The organism is Halomonas sp. DP4Y7-1 (genome assembly GCF_019800705.1).
In the GTDB taxonomy this organism is placed as follows: domain Bacteria; phylum Pseudomonadota; class Gammaproteobacteria; order Pseudomonadales; family Halomonadaceae; genus Halomonas; species Halomonas litopenaei_A.
In genome coordinates, this window is sequence record NZ_JAHVKS010000001.1 from 91,737 (window position 1) to 108,607 (window position 16,871).

Genomic DNA, 16,871 nt, shown 5'->3' on the forward strand with positions numbered 1-16,871 from the left:
ACGTTTTTTTTCTTGCATGTCTGTGCAACCTTCAGATTTACGGTGTTTTTTTATCTATGTGGAGGTCGCGGGTAATTGCGCAAGGGCGGGGTGCTGGCTATGCTGGGAACCCATTTTTCCTGCAGTTAGCGATGGCCCGAACGGGCGCTAAATAAAAAGAAAAACAGATAATAATATCGCGAAAATGCTGTGACTACAACCCTTTCACCCGAGGCGCGCCCATGAACAAAGGTCTTCATCAGCCTGGCGAGTTCCGTGACAACTGCGGGTTTGGCCTGATCGCCCACATGGAAGGGCAGGCTAGCCATGAATTGCTCAGCACTGCCATCGAGTCCCTGACCTGCATGACCCACCGCGGTGGTATCGCGGCCGACGGCAAGACCGGCGATGGTTGCGGGCTGTTGTTGAAGATGCCCGACGGCTTCATGCGTCAGGTGGCTCAGGAGAGCCTTGATGTGGCCTTGGGGGATCGCTACGCCGTAGGGGTGATCTTTCTGCCGGATGACGACCAGCGCGAGACGGCCGCCCGACAGACACTGGAAGACTGCCTGACCCAGCGTGGTGTCAAGGTCATCGGCTGGCGCGACGTGCCGGTCGACCCCAGTGTCTGTGGTCCCATGGCCCTCGACTGCCTGCCGCGGATCCGTCAGCTGTTTGTCGAGCCGGGTGCGGGGGAAGAAGCGTTTGATGTTTCCCTGTTCATGGCTCGTCGTCTGGCCGAGCAGGCCCTGATTCATGAGCCCGACTTCTATGTAAGCTCGCTGTCCAGTGAAGTGGTGTCCTACAAGGGGCTGGTCATGCCGGTAGATCTGCCGGCCTTCTATCAGGATCTCGGTGATGAGCGCCTGGAAACCGCTATCTGCGTGTTTCACCAGCGCTTCTCCACCAACACCGCCCCCCGTTGGCCGCTGGCTCAGCCGTTCCGTCTGCTGGCTCATAACGGCGAGATCAACACCATTGAGGCCAACCGTGGCTGGGCCAACTCGCGCAAGGAGAACTTCATCTCCGAGCGGCTGCCCGACATCGCCAGCCTCGACCAGATCGTCAACACCACCGGTTCCGACTCCTCGAGCATGGACAATATGCTGGAGGTGCTGTTGACCGGTGGCATGGAGCTGCACCGTGCGGTGCGCATGATGGTGCCGCCTGCCTGGCAGAACGTGGAAATCATGGATGGCGACCTGCGCGCCTTCTACGAATACAACTCCATGCACGTGGAGCCGTGGGACGGTCCTGCCGGCGTGGTCATGACCGATGGGCGTCAGGCGCTGTGCATGCTTGACCGCAACGGCCTGCGTCCGGCCCGCTGGGTGATCACCAAGAACGGCTTCATCACCCTGGCCTCCGAGATCGGCACCTACGACTACAAGCCCGAAGACGTGGTCGCCAAGGGGCGTGTCGGTCCCGGTCAGATTCTGGCGGTGGACACCGAGACCGGTGAGGTGCTGCACACCAGCGACATCGATGAGCGGCTGAAGTCTGCCTATCCCTACAAGCGCTGGTTGAAGCAGGAAGCCCAGTTCCTCGAGTCTGCCCTGACCGAGCTTGCCGCCTTCAAGAACATGGACCCTGAAACGCTGCAGGTGCAGCAGAAGATGTTCCAGGTGAGCTTCGAAGAGCGCGACCAGGTGCTGCGCCCGCTGGGAGAAAGCGGTCAGGAAGCCGTCGGCTCCATGGGTGACGACACCCCCATGGCGGTCCTGTCGGGCAAGCATCGCATGCTCTCGGACTACTTCCGTCAAAAGTTCGCCCAGGTGACCAATCCGGCCATCGATCCGCTGCGTGAAGCCATCGTCATGTCGCTGGAGACCTGCATCGGTGCCGAGCGCAACGTGTTCAAGGCGACCCCGGAACACGCCCACCGGATCGTGCTGACCACCCCGATCCTGTCGCCACGCAAGTTCACCGCCCTGGTGAGTCAGGACGACCCCGCCTTCGCCAGTCACACCCTGTCGCTGGGCTATGACCCGGAAGAGAAGGGGCTCAAGGCTGCGCTGCTGGAGCTTTGCCGTGAGGCAGAAGCCGCGGTGCATGAGCAAAAGGTCATTCTGGTCCTGTCCGACGCTGACCTTCCCCAGGGGCAGGTGCCGATCCATCCGGCACTGGCGGTGGGCGCGATCCATAACGAACTCGGTCGCAAGGCCCTGCGTCCTCGCGTCAACCTGATCGTCGAGACCGGCTATGCCCGCGACGCGCATCAGATGGCGGTGCTGTTCGGTGTCGGGGCGACGGCGGTCTATCCATGGCTTGCCTATCAGGTCATGGCCGATATGCACCGTAGCGGTGAGCTCTCTGGCAACCCCGCTGATGCTCGCGAGAACTATCGCAAGGGCCTGCAAAAAGGGCTCTACAAGATCCTGTCGAAGATGGGTATCTCGACCCTGGCGTCCTACCGTGGCTCCCAGCTGTTTGAGGCGGTGGGGCTGTCCTCGGAAGTCATGGATCTGTGTTTCACCGGCATGGCGTCGCGCATTCAGGGTACTGGCTTCAACGAGATTCAGCTGACCCAGGTGGCGCTGGCCAAGGACGCCTGGAAGCCGCGCAAGGGTATTTCCCAGGGCGGCCTGATGAAGTACGTCCACGGGCACGAGTATCACGCCTACAACCCCGATGTGGTGAAAGCGCTGCAGGAGGCGGTGCAGGAGGGCGACTACAGCAAGTGGAAGAAGTTTGCCCAGCTGGTCAACGATCGTGATCCAGCCACCATTCGTGACCTGCTCAAGCTCAAGCCCGCCGCCGAGCCGCTTCCGCTTGAGGAGATCGAGCCGGTCGAGGACCTGCTGCCACGCTTCGACAGCGCCGGCATGTCGCTGGGGGCACTGTCTCCTGAGGCCCATGAAGCGTTGGCCCAGGCCATGAACGAGGCCGGTGGGCGCTCCAACTCTGGTGAGGGCGGTGAAGATCCCTCACGTTACGGCACTATCAGAAGCTCCAAGATCAAGCAGATCGCCTCTGGTCGTTTTGGCGTCACTCCGGCCTATCTGGTCAATGCCGAGGTGCTGCAGATCAAGGTCGCCCAGGGTGCCAAGCCTGGTGAAGGCGGCCAGTTGCCGGGTGGCAAGGTGAACGAGCTGATTGCCCGTCTGCGCTACTCGGTGCCGGGGGTGACCTTGATCTCGCCGCCGCCACATCACGATATCTATTCCATCGAGGACCTGGCTCAGCTGATCTTCGACCTCAAGCAGGTCAATCCTGATGCCCAGGTCTCGGTGAAGCTGGTGTCTGAGCCGGGTATCGGCACCATCGCGACCGGTGTGGCCAAGGCGTATGCAGACTTGATCACCGTGTCCGGTTATGACGGTGGTACCGCGGCAAGTCCGCTGACCTCCATCAAGCATGCCGGTTCGCCCTGGGAGCTAGGCTTGCCGGAAGTGCATCAGGCGCTGCGTATCAACGGCCTGCGCGACAAGATTCGACTGCAGACCGACGGCGGTCTGAAGACCGGTCTCGACGTGATCAAGGCGGCGATTCTCGGTGCCGAGAGCTTCGGCTTTGGTACGGCGCCGATGGTGGCCCTGGGCTGCAAGTACCTGCGCATCTGTCACCTGAACAACTGCGCCACCGGCGTGGCGACCCAGATGCAGTATCTGCGTGATGAACACTTCCGCGGCACGGTGGACATGGTCAAGCATTATTTCCGCTTCATTGCTGAAGAAGTGCGTGAGCTGATGGCGCTCGTAGGGGTGCGCAAGCTCACCGACCTGATTGGCCGCACCGATCTGCTGGAGGTGTTTGAAGGCCTGACACCGTCGCAGAACAAGCTGGACCTGACGCCGTTGCTGGCCAACGATCACGTGCCGGCAGATGCGCCCCAGTCCTGCCAGGTCAGCCGCAACGTGCCACATGACCCTGGTGCCAAGAACCTCGAGGTGCTCGATGCGCTCAAGTCGGCGATCGAGTCCAAGGCCGGGGCAGACGTGTCCTTCACCATCACCAACTGTGACCGTTCGGTGGGGGCGCTGACCTCTGGCGCCATTGCCAAGCAGTATGGCGAGGCCGGTCTCGACGATGCCCCGGTGACGGCACGCTTTACCGGCGTGGCGGGTCAGAGCTTTGGTGTATGGAACGCTCGCGGGCTCAACCTGTACCTGGAAGGGGATGCCAACGACTACGTCGGCAAGGGCATGAATGGTGGCAAGATCGTCATCACGCCGCCGAAGAACAGTCAGTTCGACAGCCACAAGACAGCGATCATCGGCAATACCTGCCTGTACGGCGCGACCGGCGGCAAGCTGTTCGCCGCGGGCACGGCCGGCGAGCGCTTTGGCGTGCGCAACTCCGGTGCCCATGCGGTCATCGAAGGCTCTGGCGATCACTGCTGTGAGTACATGACCGGCGGCATCGTCTGCGTGCTCGGTGAAACTGGCGTCAACTTCGGTGCAGGCATGACCGGCGGCTTTGCCTACGTGCTCGACGAAGATCGCTGTTTTGTGGATCGCTACAACCACGAGCTGGTGGAGATCCATCGCGTCAATACCGAGGCCATGGAGGCCTACCGGAGACACCTGAGGGAGACCATCGAGGAATATGTTGCCGAGACCGGCTCACAACGCGGCCAGGCGATCCTCGAGGACTTCAGCGACTTCATCCGCCATTTCTGGCTGGTGAAGCCCAAGGCGGCGAGCCTGAGCGGTCTGCTCGCCCAGTCCACGCGTCAGCCCGAATAACCCGACGGCGTCCCGAACAAGGCAGGAGAACATCATGGCAAACCGTTTGAGCAACGACTTCCAGTTCATCGACGTCGGTCGTCAGGATCCGCAGAAGAAGGCGGCGCGCACCCGCGCCCGTGAGTTCGCTGAAATCTACGAACCGTTCAAGCCCATGGATGCGGCGAGTCAGGCCCATCGCTGCTTGCACTGCGGCAATCCCTACTGTGAATGGAAGTGCCCTGTTCACAACTATATCCCCAACTGGCTGCAACTGGTCAGCGAGGGCAACATTCTCGAGGCGGCAGAGCTGTCTCACCGCACCAATTCGCTGCCCGAGGTATGCGGCAGGGTGTGCCCCCAGGATCGCCTGTGCGAGGGTGACTGCACCCTCAATGATGGCTTTGGCGCCGTGACCATCGGCTCCGTGGAGAAATACATCACGGACACGGCCTTTGCCATGGGCTGGCGCCCGGACATGAGTCAGGTGACCTGGACCGACAAGAAGGTCGCCATCATCGGTGCCGGACCCGCCGGGCTCGGCTGTGCAGACATTCTGGTGCGCAATGGGGTCAAGCCGGTGGTGTATGACAAGTACGCCGAGATCGGTGGTCTGCTGACCTTCGGTATTCCGGAATTCAAGCTTGAAAAGACCGTCATGGAGCGTCGTCGCGCTGTATTCGAGGAGATGGGCGTGGAATTCCGCCTGGGCGTTGAAGTCGGCAAGGACATTGCCTTCGACGAGCTGCTCGAGAAGTACGACGCGGTGTTCCTCGGCATGGGCACCTACACCTACATGGAAGGTGGCTTCCCCGGCGAGGACCTGCCCGGCGTGCACAAGGCGCTCGACTACCTGATCGCCAACGTCAATCATCGTCTGGGCTTCGAAAAGAACCCCGAGGACTTCGTGTCTCTGGAAGGCCAGCGGGTGGTGGTGCTGGGTGGCGGCGACACGGCCATGGACTGCAACCGTACCGCCATCCGGCAGGGTGCCAGGGAAGTCACCTGCGCTTATCGTCGTGATGAAGAGAACATGCCGGGTTCCCGTCGCGAGGTGGCCAATGCCCGGGAGGAAGGTGTCGACTTCCTGTTCAATCGGCAGCCGGTGGCGGTCGTCGGTGAGGAGCGAGTCGAAGGCGTCAAGGTGGTGCGCACGCGACTGGGCGAGGCCGACGAGAACGGACGTCGTCGTCCTGAAGTGGTGCCAGGATCCGAGGAAATCATTGCGGCGGACGCCGTGGTCATTGCCTTCGGTTTTCAGCCTAGTCCGGCCCCCTGGTTCGAGACCTTTGGTATCGAGGTTGACGAGCGTGGCCGGGTGAAAGCGCCGGAGCACGGCAGCTTTGCTTTCCAGACCACCAATGAAAAGATCTTCGCCGGTGGTGACATGGTACGCGGCTCCGATCTCGTGGTGACCGCTGTGTATGAAGGCCGCCAGGCGGGCGAGGGCATCCTCGACTACCTCGATATCTAGAAGCCGAGAGTGATGCTGGCGCCCGTTCGATCAGGTGGGCGGGCGCCGAAGCGCTGGTGAGTTGGGCAGAGAGAAGAAGCTTCCCTGTTGTGCAAATTGAGCCGTTGATCGAATTCTGCTAGTCTGTCGTCCCATCCTGGCGCGGCTTCCTGCCGGGCCTACCGATCACGTTTCGACAGGTTCTCCATGACACGATATATCTTCGTGACCGGCGGCGTTGTGTCCTCTCTTGGCAAGGGCATTGCGTCGGCCTCGCTGGCGGCGATTCTCGAGGCTCGCGGCCTCAAGGTCACCATGCTCAAGCTCGACCCGTACATCAACGTGGATCCGGGCACGATGAGCCCTTTCCAGCACGGCGAGGTGTTCGTCACCGAGGATGGCGCAGAGACGGACCTGGATCTGGGTCACTACGAGCGCTTCATCCGGACCAAGATGACCCAGGCCAACAACTTCACCACCGGCCGAGTGTACGAGCACGTGCTGCGCAAGGAGCGCCGTGGTGACTACCTCGGTGGTACGGTGCAGGTTATTCCGCACATCACCGACGAAATCAAGCGTCGCGTGTACGAGGGTGGTGAAGGGTTCGACGTAGCGCTGGTCGAGATCGGCGGTACCGTTGGCGACATCGAGTCACTGCCGTTCCTTGAGTCCATCCGTCAGATCCGCAGCGAGAAGGGCGCCAGTAACGCCATCTTCATGCACCTGACCCTGGTGCCGTACATCCAGACGGCGGGTGAGACCAAGACCAAGCCGACCCAGCACTCCGTCAAGGAACTGCGCTCTATCGGTATCCAGCCGGACATCCTGATCTGCCGCAGCGAGGTCGAGCTGGAAGAGACCGAGCGTCGCAAGATTGCGCTGTTCACCAATGTCGAAGAGCGTGCGGTGGTGCCGCTTCAGGATGCCGACACTATCTATCGCATTCCGCTGATGCTGCACGAGCACGGCCTTGATGACATCGTCTGCGACAAGCTGCGTCTGGAAGCCCGCGAGGCCGATCTGAGCGAGTGGGTCAAGGTGCTCGATGCCAAGCTCAATCCGCTGAAGTCGGTCAACATCGCCATGGTCGGCAAGTACATGGAGCTGCTGGACGCCTACAAGTCGCTCAACGAAGCCTTGATCCACGCGGGTATTCAGACCCGCGTGAAGGTCAACGTCGACTACATCGACTCCGAGGATATCGAGCGTCACGGCACCGAGCGGCTGGCAGGCAAGGACGCGATTCTTGTGCCGGGTGGTTTTGGTGAGCGCGGGGTCGAAGGCAAGATTGCCACCGCGCGCTTCGCCCGTGAAAACGACATTCCTTACCTGGGCATTTGCCTGGGGATGCAGGTAGCGGTGATCGAGTACGCTCGGCATGTGGCAGGTTGGGACGATGCCAACTCCACCGAGTTCACCCACGATACCCAGCATCCGGTGGTGGGCCTGATCACCGAGTGGCTCAATCCGGAGGGCAAGATCGAAATCCGTGATGAGGCCTCCGATCTCGGCGGCACCATGCGCCTGGGCGGCCAGGAGTGCCGGCTGGCCAAGGGGTCCAAGGCGCGTGACGCCTACGGCGACGAGGTCATCGTCGAGCGTCATCGCCATCGTTTCGAGGTCAATAACCAGTTTATTGAAGAGCTCGAGAAGACAGGACTGGTCATCTCTGGTCGCAGCGTCGACAACTCCCTGGTGGAAATGGTCGAGCTGCCGGATCACCCCTGGTACGTGGCGTGTCAGTTCCATCCGGAATTCACCTCGACGCCGCGTGACGGGCACCCGCTGTTTACCGGTTTCGTCAATGCGGCACTCGGGCACAAGGCCAAGCGCACCCGCGCCCAGTCCACCCATCAGGAGTGATACTGATGTCTGACGCCCAGCGTATTATCGAGTTTGCCGGCCTGAGGGCCGGCAATTCGTTGCCCCTGGTGCTGTTTGCCGGGATGAATGTGCTTGAATCCCGCGAGCTGGCGCTCGAGGTGGCCGAGGCCTACGTCGAGGTGACCGGCAAGCTCGATATCCCTTATGTGTTCAAGGCGAGCTTCGACAAGGCCAATCGCAGCTCGGTGCATTCCTTCCGTGGGCCTGGGTTGGACAAGGGGCTTGCGATCCTCGACGAGGTGAAGTCGCGCTTCAATGTGCCGGTGATTACTGACGTTCATGAGCCCTACCAGGCGGCGCCCGCCGCTGAGGTGGCTGACGTCATCCAGCTGCCGGCGTTTCTGGCGCGCCAGACGGATCTGGTGGTGGCGATGGCCGAGACCGGGGCGGTGGTCAACATCAAGAAGCCCCAGTTTCTTGCCCCCCACGAGATGCGCCACATCATCACCAAGTTCCGTGAGGCCGGCAACGAGCGGCTGCTGCTGTGCGAGCGCGGTTCCAGCTTTGGCTACAACAACCTGGTCGTCGATATGCTCGGTTTCGGCGAGATGAAGGACACCGGCTTTCCGCTGTTGTTTGACGTCACCCACTCACTGCAGCGTCCGGGCGGACGCGCCGACAGTGCGGACGGACGCCGTGCGCAGGTGCTGGACCTGGCCCGTGCCGGGGTTGCCGTCGGTATCGCCGGGCTCTTCCTGGAAGCGCACCCGGATCCCGACTCGGCAAAATGTGACGGCCCATGTGCCTTGCCGCTTGATAGACTCGAGCCCTTCCTGGCACAGATCAAGACGTTGGACGACGTCGTGAAACAGCTTCCGTCCATCGAGATACGCTAGCGCTACCTCTGATAGCCTGACGGGCCTGACCCAAGGGCCTATGGCACGTCCAGAGTAGATCGACAACGCTGACACGAGCTTTATCACCCACAAGGACCCATCGAGATGACCAAGATCGTCGATATTCGCGCCCTAGAGGTGCTGGATTCACGCGGTAACCCCACCGTCCAGGCAGAAGTGCGCCTGGAAAGCGGCGCCGTGGGCGTCGCCTGCGCGCCGAGCGGCGCCTCCACCGGCTCCCGCGAGGCGCTGGAGCTGCGTGACGGCGACAAGGGTCGTTACCTGGGCAAGGGTGTGCTCAAGGCCGTCGACGCGGTCAATGGCAAGATTCGTGACGCTCTGGTGGGCATGGATGCGCGTGATCAGCGTGGCCTGGACGACGCCATGCTCGAGCTCGATGGTACCGACAACAAGGAAAACCTGGGCGCCAACGCTATCCTGGCGGTGTCACTGGCCGCCGCCAAGGCAGCTGCCAACGCCAAGGGCGTACCGCTGTACGCCCACATCGCTGAGCTGTACGGCCAGCCGGGGCAGTACCTGATGCCGGTGCCGATGATGAACATCCTCAACGGTGGCGAGCATGCCGACAACAACGTCGACATTCAGGAGTTCATGGTGCAGCCGGTAGGTGCCGCCAGCTTCCGTGAAGGCCTGCGCGCCGGTGCCGAGATCTTCCATGCCTTGAAGAAGGTGCTGTCGTCGCGGGGTCTTGCCACCGCCGTAGGTGATGAAGGTGGCTTTGCCCCTAACCTGTCTTCCAATGCCGAGGCGCTGGCGGTCATCAAGCAGGCCGTCGAGGACGCTGGCTACGAGCTCGGCAAGGACATCACTCTCGCGCTGGACTGTGCCGCCAGTGAGTTCTACAAGGACAGCCAGTACGTGCTGGCAGGCGAGGACAAGCGCTTCGACGCCGAAGGCTTCGGTGATTACCTGGTGGGTCTGGCCGACGAGTATCCGATCGTGTCCATCGAGGACGGCTTGGACGAGTCCGACTGGGACGGCTGGAAGTCTCTGACTGCCAAGCTGGGAGACCGTGTCCAGCTGGTCGGTGACGACCTGTTCGTGACCAATACGCGGATTCTGAAGCGTGGTATCGATGAATCCATCGGCAACTCCATCCTGATCAAGTTCAATCAGATTGGTTCGCTGTCCGAAACGCTGGATGCCATCCGCATGGCACAGGACGCGGGTTTCACGGCGGTCATCTCCCACCGTAGCGGTGAAACCGAAGACACGACCATCGCCGACCTGGCGGTAGGCACTTGCGCGGGCCAGATCAAGACGGGTTCGTTGTGCCGTAGTGATCGTGTCGCCAAGTACAACCGCCTTCTGGTCATCGAGCAGGAGCTGGGAGAGCGCGCTACTTACCCAGGTCGCGCGGCGATCAAGGGACAGGCGTAGGGTTTGATAATACCTTTGCGGTGGTTGTGTCCTCACATCTTGTAAGACATTGACTACATTTTATGTAGGACATTAACCCCATATGACCCGAAGAGGCCCGCGATGTTACCGCGGGCCTTTTTTATGTTATTCATTTCTATATATTTTTTGGGGGGTCGCAAAGAAGCGTGTCACGTAGGACATGTCGCACTGCAAAATAAGGCGACTTGAGATGATGCCCAAAGCTGACAGAATGCACTCATGAATCGAGAGGTCAGGCTTCGCGGCATCAGGCTGCTTGCCAGGACTGCGAGACGCCTAGGGTGGTCGGATTCGTCTGCATGGAGGTAGACAGGTTCGGCAACAACAGGCAGGCATGGAACGCCGATCGCAGGACCACTACGGCATGTGGCTCGACGTTCGATTCAGTTGGGTGTTTTCGGGATGCGTTCTAGAGTCAAGAGTGCGCCTGGTGCGACAGGATGTCGCTTCTGGGCACGGAGGGCACTCAGGGAGTCGGGCGGAGGGAGCCGCCCAAGGAAATGCTTGGAGCGGGCGGCCTACGGGCCGCCTTTTTTTATGCCAGCAGGTTGGCTGTCGTGACGAGATGCTGGGCCTGGTGGCCTGTGCGGTCGGCTCGAACAGCTGTCCTGAACAGAGGGTCCGGGCAGGTGGTTTGGACAGGTCGTCTGGACAGTGAAAACGGCCAGCCGAGTTCGGAGAGACGCCTGATGGCCGGGCAAGCGAGCGCCATGGAGGTATCGTCTTAAGGATGCTCGCCACACCGCCAGCAACACAATAGCCGCCTCGTTGGGCGGCTATTGTGTTGAGCAGGTAGTGGCTTGTCGTGCCAGATCAGCGTTCGAGCTGCTCCAGCTTGCCTGTCTTGCCGTCCCACTGCTCGGCGTCTTCCGGTGGATCTTTCTTTTCGGTGATGTTGGGCCACACCTCGGAAAGCTCCGCATTGATCTCGATGAACGCCTCCTGGCCCTCGGGTAGCTCATCCTCGGAGTAGATGGCCTCGGCCGGGCACTCGGGCTCACACAGGGCGCAGTCGATACATTCGTCCGGGTGGATCACCAGAAAATTGGGACCCTCGTAGAAGCAGTCCACCGGGCAGACCTCGACGCAATCGGTGTACTTGCACTTGATGCAGTTTTCGGTGACGACGAATGTCATGCCAGTCTCCCTTCCTCGGGCCAGTTCGGTGCTGGCCGCTCAATCATTGGTCACTTGCGCCCGAAAGGTCGCCATGGCGACGCTCCGGATCATGGGTAGCTCGCGCCCCGACGCAGAGGAGCTGAGCGTCGTTTCGCCTGTCGCGTGTTAAGCCTTAAAGTTATATGGAAATGGCTTTCTTATAATGTACAGTCCTTGGGTGCCACATTCTAGACCCGCACTTCTGTAGGGGCAAGCGCGGGGTGCACGGTCATACTGACGATTTCCAGCGGTATAGAAGCTCCAGTGCCTGACGCGGTGACAGTTCATCGATGGCCAGTTGCTCGAGCTCTTCGATCAAGGGGTGAGGCGTGCTGGCGAACAGGTCTGCCTGCTGGGGCGCAGGCTCCGCTCGCGACAGGCTGGACGGGCCTTGTCCATGATCCACTTCCTGCTGCTCCAGCGCGGCGAGCTTGATCCTGGCTTCGGCGATGACGGAGTGGGGGACGCCGGCCAGTTGCGCGACCTGGAGACCGTAGCTTTGGCTGGCTGGGCCTTCTTCCACCCGGTGCATGAACACGATGCCTTCATTGTGCTCAGCGGCGGTCAAGTGCACATTGGCCACCGCAGCAGAATCTCCGGCCAGAGCGGTCATTTCGAAATAGTGGGTGGCAAACAGGGTGAAGGCCCGCGTGTGGGTCAGGTGTTCGGCACTGGCCCAGGCCAGCGACAGTCCATCAAAGGTACTGGTGCCGCGGCCAATTTCGTCCATCAAGACCAGGCTGTGATCTGTGGCGTTGTGCAGGATGTTGGCAGTCTCGGTCATTTCCACCATGAAGGTGGAGCGGCCACCGGCCAGGTCATCGCTGGACCCTATGCGGGTAAAGATGCGGTCCACCGGGCCGATGGTGGCACTGTCAGCGGGAACGAAGCTGCCACAGTGGGCGAGCAGGGTGATCAACGCGGCCTGACGCATGTAGGTCGATTTACCGCCCATGTTGGGGCCGGTAATGACCAGCATGCGGCGGTCGTCGTCCATCAGCAGGTCGTTGGGCACGAATGGCGTGTCACTGACCTGTTCGACGACCGGGTGGCGTCCACCGCGAATATCGAACCCGGCCACATCAGCGAGCGTGGGGCGTACAAAATCCAGTGCCCGTGCGCGTTCGGCCAGGGCGCATAGCACATCAAGGGAGGACAGTGCTCTGGCGGTGGCCTGCAGGCGAGCGAGCTCCGCGTTGAGGCTGTCGATCAGGCCATCATAAAGCAGCTTTTCCCGGGCCAGTGCGCGGGATTTGGCGGATAGCGCCTTGTCCTCGAACTCCTTGAGCTCCGGGATGATGAAGCGCTCTGCGTTCTTCAGTGTCTGGCGCCGGATATAGTCCGCAGGGGCTTCCTTGGCCTGGGCTCGAGGAATCTCGATGAAGTAGCCATGGACGCGGTTGTACCCCACCTTGAGCCCGGCGAGTCCGGTGCGTGCCCGCTCCCGTGCTTCCAGTTGCACGAGGTAGTCACCGGCGTGCTCTGCCAGCCCTCTGTGTTCGTCTAGTTCACTGTCGAAACCGTCAGCGATCACGCCCCCATCCCGAATGACCACCGGGGGGTTGTCGATCAGCGCACGGGTGAGCAGGTCCGCCAGCTCGGGAAATGGCTGGATATGGACGCGCAGTTCGTCAAGCGTGGTGCCTTCAGCGTAGCCAGCCAGTTGATCGCGCAGAGCGGGTAACGCATTGAAGGCGTCTCTCAGTCTCGCCAGGTCCCGCGGGCGAGCGCTGCCCAGCGCCACCCTGGCCAGGATGCGTTCGATGTCGCCAATGGCCTTCAACTCGTCGCGCAGTGGCTCGTAGCCTTCCTGGTCCAGCAGCAAGCTGATCGCGGATTGACGTCCCATGACCTGCTGCCTGTCTCGCAGCGGGCGGTTCAGCCAACGCTTGAGCAGGCGCGAGCCCATTGCCGTGGTGGTGGTGTCCAGGACGCTGGCGAGGGTGTTGTCGCTGGTACCCCCCAGGTTGATGTCAATCTCCAGGTTGCGCCGGCTTGCAGCATCAATGACCACGCTATCGTCACGGTTTTCCACACCGATCGCGGTGACATGGGGCAGGGCGCTGCGCTGAGTGTCCCTGGCGTAGTCCATCAGCACACCAGCCGCAATGATGGCGGAGTGCAGGTGTGCGCAACCAAACCCCTTGAGGTCCTGAACCCGGAACTGATCACACAATACCCGGTGCGCACTTTCATGATCGAACAGCCAGTCACTCTGGCGTCGAAGCCCGCGTCGCTCGGACATGGAGGCGGGTAGTTCCAGGCTTTCCGGCACCAGCAGTTCGGCCGGATCCAGGCGCGTCAGCTCGGACAGCATTTCGGTTTCGCTGTCGACCTCCAGCACGCTGAAGCGTCCGCTGGAGACCTCCAGCCAGGCCAGACCAAGGTGGTCGCCATGGGGAGCTACCGCCACCAGCAGGTTGTCGCGGCGTGCATCCAGCAGTGCCTCATCATGCAGGGTGCCTGGGGTGACGATCCGCACCACTTGACGCTCTACCGGGCCCTTGGACGTCGCCGGGTCACCGATCTGCTCGCAGATGGCCACCGATTCGCCCGCACTGACCAGGCGAGCCAGATACCCCTCGGCGCTATGGTAGGGAATACCGGCCATGGGAATCGGCTTGCCTGCTGACTGGCCACGCTGTGTCAGCGTGATATCAAGCAGTGCCGCGGCGCGCTTGGCGTCATCGTAGAACAGTTCGTAGAAGTCCCCCATACGATAGAACAGCAGGACGTCAGGATGCTCGCGCTTGATCCTGAGGTACTGGGTCATCATCGGCGTATGGCTGGGAGCACTGGGCTTGGCCATGTCGTTCATGGAATCTCAATGCGCTGGTGGGCGGATGGATAAAGCGAGGATCGGTCGGAACAAGGCCGACGAAAGCCCATAAGGATAGCATGGCCGACGGGCCGATCTGTAGCGCAGCCAGGACGACGGAGGGGGATGATAGAACCGCCTACATCATGGCAATATGATGCATGCGCGACACGGCATCTGTTTGTCGGAGAGATCTCCGGCTACCCTAGGTGGTATGCCTCAGGGCGCGAGCAAAGGCGGTGACGGAGTCACCGCTGCCCCTGGGAGCATCAGCCAACAGATGTCACGGCAAGGACCACGCTTCCCGATCCCTCTTGGGCGATGATCCAAGTTGGGTGATGATTCAAGGACGTTGAATAAAGGAGCAAGTATATGGACGTTATTCGCATCATTCTGGCCATCCTGCTGCCCCCGCTGGGTGTCTTCCTGCAAGTTGGCTTCGGTCTGCACTTCTGGCTGAACATCCTGCTGACGCTTCTCGGCTATATTCCCGGGATCGTTCACGCGGTGTGGATTATCGCGAGGCGCTAGGTGGCCTCGTCGTCAATCCTGTGATCGGCGGTAGAGCACATTGCGGCGACTGAGGTCGCCGCAATGCGTTGATCCCGAGTTGCGGGCACGATGTTGGCGACGTATCCCGCGCGCCTGCATGACGTCGCGGCCCCATCGTTGCGGCCCCATTGTTGCGACCCGTGCCCCCCCCCCCACCTTCACTTCAGGAGCTATCTCCATGACGCCTGCACCAGAAGATATCCGAGTGCTGTCGAGTCGCTTGGGTGAACTGTGCCTCAAGCGTCAGGTCCAGGTGACCACCGCCGAGTCCTGCACCGGTGGCGGCGTGGCCACCGCGATCACCGATATCGCAGGCAGCTCGGACTACTTCGAGACGGGCTATGTGACCTATTCCAATGCCGCCAAACAGCGCCTGCTGGGGGTGCCGTTGGCCTTGCTGGAGCGCCACGGGGCCGTCAGTGAGTCAGTGGTCGAAGCCATGGTGGCTGGAGCATGTGCCGAAAGTGGCGCATCCCATGGCGTCGCCATCAGTGGTGTTGCGGGGCCTGGTGGGGGCAGCGACCATAAGCCGGTGGGCACGGTCTGGTTTGCCTTTGCCGCAGATGGCGTGTGCGTGGCAGAACGTTGCCACTTTGCAGGAAATCGCGATGACGTGCGCCGCCAAGCCATTGCCTACGCGCTGCAGGGGCTGATTGATCGGCTGAGCTAACGCCAAGGCTAGCGTTAGCCCCCAGGGTGACGATGTTGGCGGCCGGCGGCTCGCTGGCATTGGACTCCGATGGCAGCAATAGGCCTGGAGCAGGGGTGGTGGTCAGCGCATTTTTTCGTCATACTACTGTTCAGTCATACAGTAATTGCCAGGGTCCGGCGCAGGGCCCGATGGGGACCAGGACACGCCGTTCGGCCCCGATCCATTGTCTACAGGAGCTCCGAAATGGCGCAGGATCAAAACCGCAGCAAGGCGCTTGACGCCGCTCTTTCTCAGATCGATCGCCAGTTTGGCAAGGGCACGGTCATGCGTCTGGGCGATGCCCCCAGGGTGGTCATGCCGTCGGTGTCCACCGGCTCCTTGGGTCTGGATATCGCCCTGGGCATTGGCGGTCTGCCTTACGGGCGCGTCGTGGAAATCTTTGGCCCGGAATCCTCGGGCAAGACCACGCTGACGCTGTCGGTGATCGCTCAGGCACAAAAGGACGGCAAGACCTGTGCCTTTATCGATGCTGAGCACGCCCTTGACCCGAGCTATGCAGAAAAGCTCGGCGTCAACCTGGATGATCTGCTGGTCTCCCAGCCGGATACCGGCGAGCAAGCCCTGGAAATCTGCGACATGCTGGTCCGTTCCGGCGGTGTGGACGTGATCATCATCGACTCGGTGGCGGCCCTGACTCCCAGAGCAGAGATTGAAGGCGAAATGGGGGATTCCCACGTGGGTCTCCAGGCGCGTCTGATGTCCCAGGCGCTGCGCAAGATTACCGGCCACATCAAGAACGCCAACTGCATGGTGGTGTTCATCAACCAGATTCGTATGAAGATTGGTGTGATGTTCGGCAGCCCGGAAACCACCACTGGTGGTAACGCCCTGAAGTTCTATTCCAGCGTGCGCCTGGATATCCGCCGCACCGGTTCGGTCAAGCAGGGCGATGAGGTCACCGGTAACGAAACCCGGGTGAAGGTCGTCAAGAACAAGGTGGCTCCGCCGTTCCGCCAGGCCGAGTTCCAGATTCTCTACGGCAAGGGCATCTATCACGCCGGCGAAGTGGTCGATCTGGGCGTCCAGTGCAAGCTGGTGGACAAGGCAGGTGCCTGGTACAGCTACCAGGGCAACAAGATCGGTCAGGGCAAGGCCAATGCCGCCCAGTTCCTGGAAGACAACCCTGCGATCATGGAAGAGATCGAGTCTCAGATTCGTGCTCAGCTGCTGGTCCAGCCAGATCCCAAGAAGGAAGAGCAGGACAAGCAAGCGGAAGCCGCACCAGCGGGTGACGACTTCGGCGATGACCTGCTGTAATTCGCTGCTGCGGTACTGGGTGGGGGTAGGCAACGCCGGCCTCCATCGCCATTCGGGCCCCTGCTAGGGGCCCGTTGCGTTTTGACGTTCACCAGATGGGTGGGGCACGCGCCGTGCCACGCCGAGCATGAAT

The 16,871-nt window shown here is 61.3% G+C and carries 10 protein-coding genes; 8 read left to right on the forward strand and 2 right to left on the reverse strand.

Annotation, left to right across the window (positions count from 1 at the left end; translation table 11 throughout):
* The first annotated feature begins 221 nt into the window (after positions 1–221).
* From gltB to eno, 5 genes are all read left to right on the forward strand, one after another.
* Complete coding sequence (gene gltB, locus KUV72_RS00385) at positions 222–4,667, forward strand: glutamate synthase large subunit (protein WP_222237073.1); 4,446 nt, start codon at positions 222–224, stop codon at positions 4,665–4,667.
* A 34-nt stretch (positions 4,668–4,701) separates the two neighbouring features.
* Positions 4,702–6,120 (forward strand): FAD-dependent oxidoreductase, encoded by a 1,419-nt coding sequence (locus KUV72_RS00390; RefSeq protein WP_206940214.1) that lies wholly within the window; start codon positions 4,702–4,704, stop codon positions 6,118–6,120.
* Positions 6,121–6,306: 186 nt separating this feature from the next.
* On the forward strand, positions 6,307–7,962 hold the full coding sequence (locus KUV72_RS00395; protein WP_206940212.1) for a CTP synthase: 1,656 nt from the start codon (positions 6,307–6,309) through the stop codon (positions 7,960–7,962).
* 5 nt (positions 7,963–7,967) lie between these two features.
* Complete coding sequence (gene kdsA / locus KUV72_RS00400) at positions 7,968–8,819, forward strand: 3-deoxy-8-phosphooctulonate synthase (protein ID WP_206940210.1); 852 nt, start codon at positions 7,968–7,970, stop codon at positions 8,817–8,819.
* A gap of 105 nt (positions 8,820–8,924) precedes the next feature.
* Positions 8,925–10,220 (forward strand): phosphopyruvate hydratase, encoded by a 1,296-nt coding sequence (gene eno, locus KUV72_RS00405; RefSeq protein ID WP_222161595.1) that lies wholly within the window; start codon positions 8,925–8,927, stop codon positions 10,218–10,220.
* A gap of 834 nt (positions 10,221–11,054) precedes the next feature.
* Here eno and fdxA read toward each other — a convergent pair.
* Positions 11,055–11,378 (reverse strand): ferredoxin FdxA, encoded by a 324-nt coding sequence (gene fdxA / locus KUV72_RS00410; RefSeq protein WP_206940206.1) that lies wholly within the window; start codon positions 11,376–11,378, stop codon positions 11,055–11,057.
* Between the two features lie 250 nt (positions 11,379–11,628).
* Positions 11,629–14,217, reverse strand: a complete 2,589-nt coding sequence (mutS, locus tag KUV72_RS00415) for a DNA mismatch repair protein MutS (RefSeq protein WP_409995872.1) — start codon at positions 14,215–14,217, stop codon at positions 11,629–11,631.
* 372 nt (positions 14,218–14,589) lie between these two features.
* Here mutS and KUV72_RS00420 point away from each other — a divergent pair, with 372 nt between their 5' ends.
* The 3 genes from KUV72_RS00420 to recA all read left to right on the forward strand — a co-directional run bounded on the left by KUV72_RS00420 (position 14,590) and on the right by recA (position 16,738).
* Positions 14,590–14,748 (forward strand): YqaE/Pmp3 family membrane protein, encoded by a 159-nt coding sequence (locus KUV72_RS00420; protein WP_206940204.1) that lies wholly within the window; start codon positions 14,590–14,592, stop codon positions 14,746–14,748.
* 199 nt (positions 14,749–14,947) lie between these two features.
* Positions 14,948–15,439: a CinA family protein gene (locus KUV72_RS00425; protein WP_206940201.1), complete on the forward strand. Its 492-nt coding sequence runs from the start codon at positions 14,948–14,950 to the stop codon at positions 15,437–15,439.
* A gap of 225 nt (positions 15,440–15,664) precedes the next feature.
* Positions 15,665–16,738, forward strand: a complete 1,074-nt coding sequence (gene recA, locus KUV72_RS00430) for a recombinase RecA (protein ID WP_206940191.1) — start codon at positions 15,665–15,667, stop codon at positions 16,736–16,738.
* Positions 16,739–16,871 lie beyond the last annotated feature (133 nt).

What these genes read in the sequence shown, in the direction of transcription:
- KUV72_RS00390 (WP_206940214.1), top strand. Translation starts at nt 4,702, where the DNA reads ATGGCAAACCGTTTGAGCAACGACTTCCAGTTCATCGACGTCGGTCGT.
- gltB (WP_222237073.1), top strand. Translation starts at nt 222, where the DNA reads ATGAACAAAGGTCTTCATCAGCCTGGCGAGTTCCGTGACAACTGCGGG.
- KUV72_RS00395 (WP_206940212.1), top strand. Translation starts at nt 6,307, where the DNA reads ATGACACGATATATCTTCGTGACCGGCGGCGTTGTGTCCTCTCTTGGC.
- mutS (WP_409995872.1), bottom strand. Translation starts at nt 14,217, where the DNA reads ATGAACGACATGGCCAAGCCCAGTGCTCCCAGCCATACGCCGATGATG.
- kdsA (WP_206940210.1), top strand. Translation starts at nt 7,968, where the DNA reads ATGTCTGACGCCCAGCGTATTATCGAGTTTGCCGGCCTGAGGGCCGGC.
- fdxA (WP_206940206.1), bottom strand. Translation starts at nt 11,378, where the DNA reads ATGACATTCGTCGTCACCGAAAACTGCATCAAGTGCAAGTACACCGAT.
- recA (WP_206940191.1), top strand. Translation starts at nt 15,665, where the DNA reads ATGGCGCAGGATCAAAACCGCAGCAAGGCGCTTGACGCCGCTCTTTCT.
- eno (WP_222161595.1), top strand. Translation starts at nt 8,925, where the DNA reads ATGACCAAGATCGTCGATATTCGCGCCCTAGAGGTGCTGGATTCACGC.
- KUV72_RS00420 (WP_206940204.1), top strand. Translation starts at nt 14,590, where the DNA reads ATGGACGTTATTCGCATCATTCTGGCCATCCTGCTGCCCCCGCTGGGT.
- KUV72_RS00425 (WP_206940201.1), top strand. Translation starts at nt 14,948, where the DNA reads ATGACGCCTGCACCAGAAGATATCCGAGTGCTGTCGAGTCGCTTGGGT.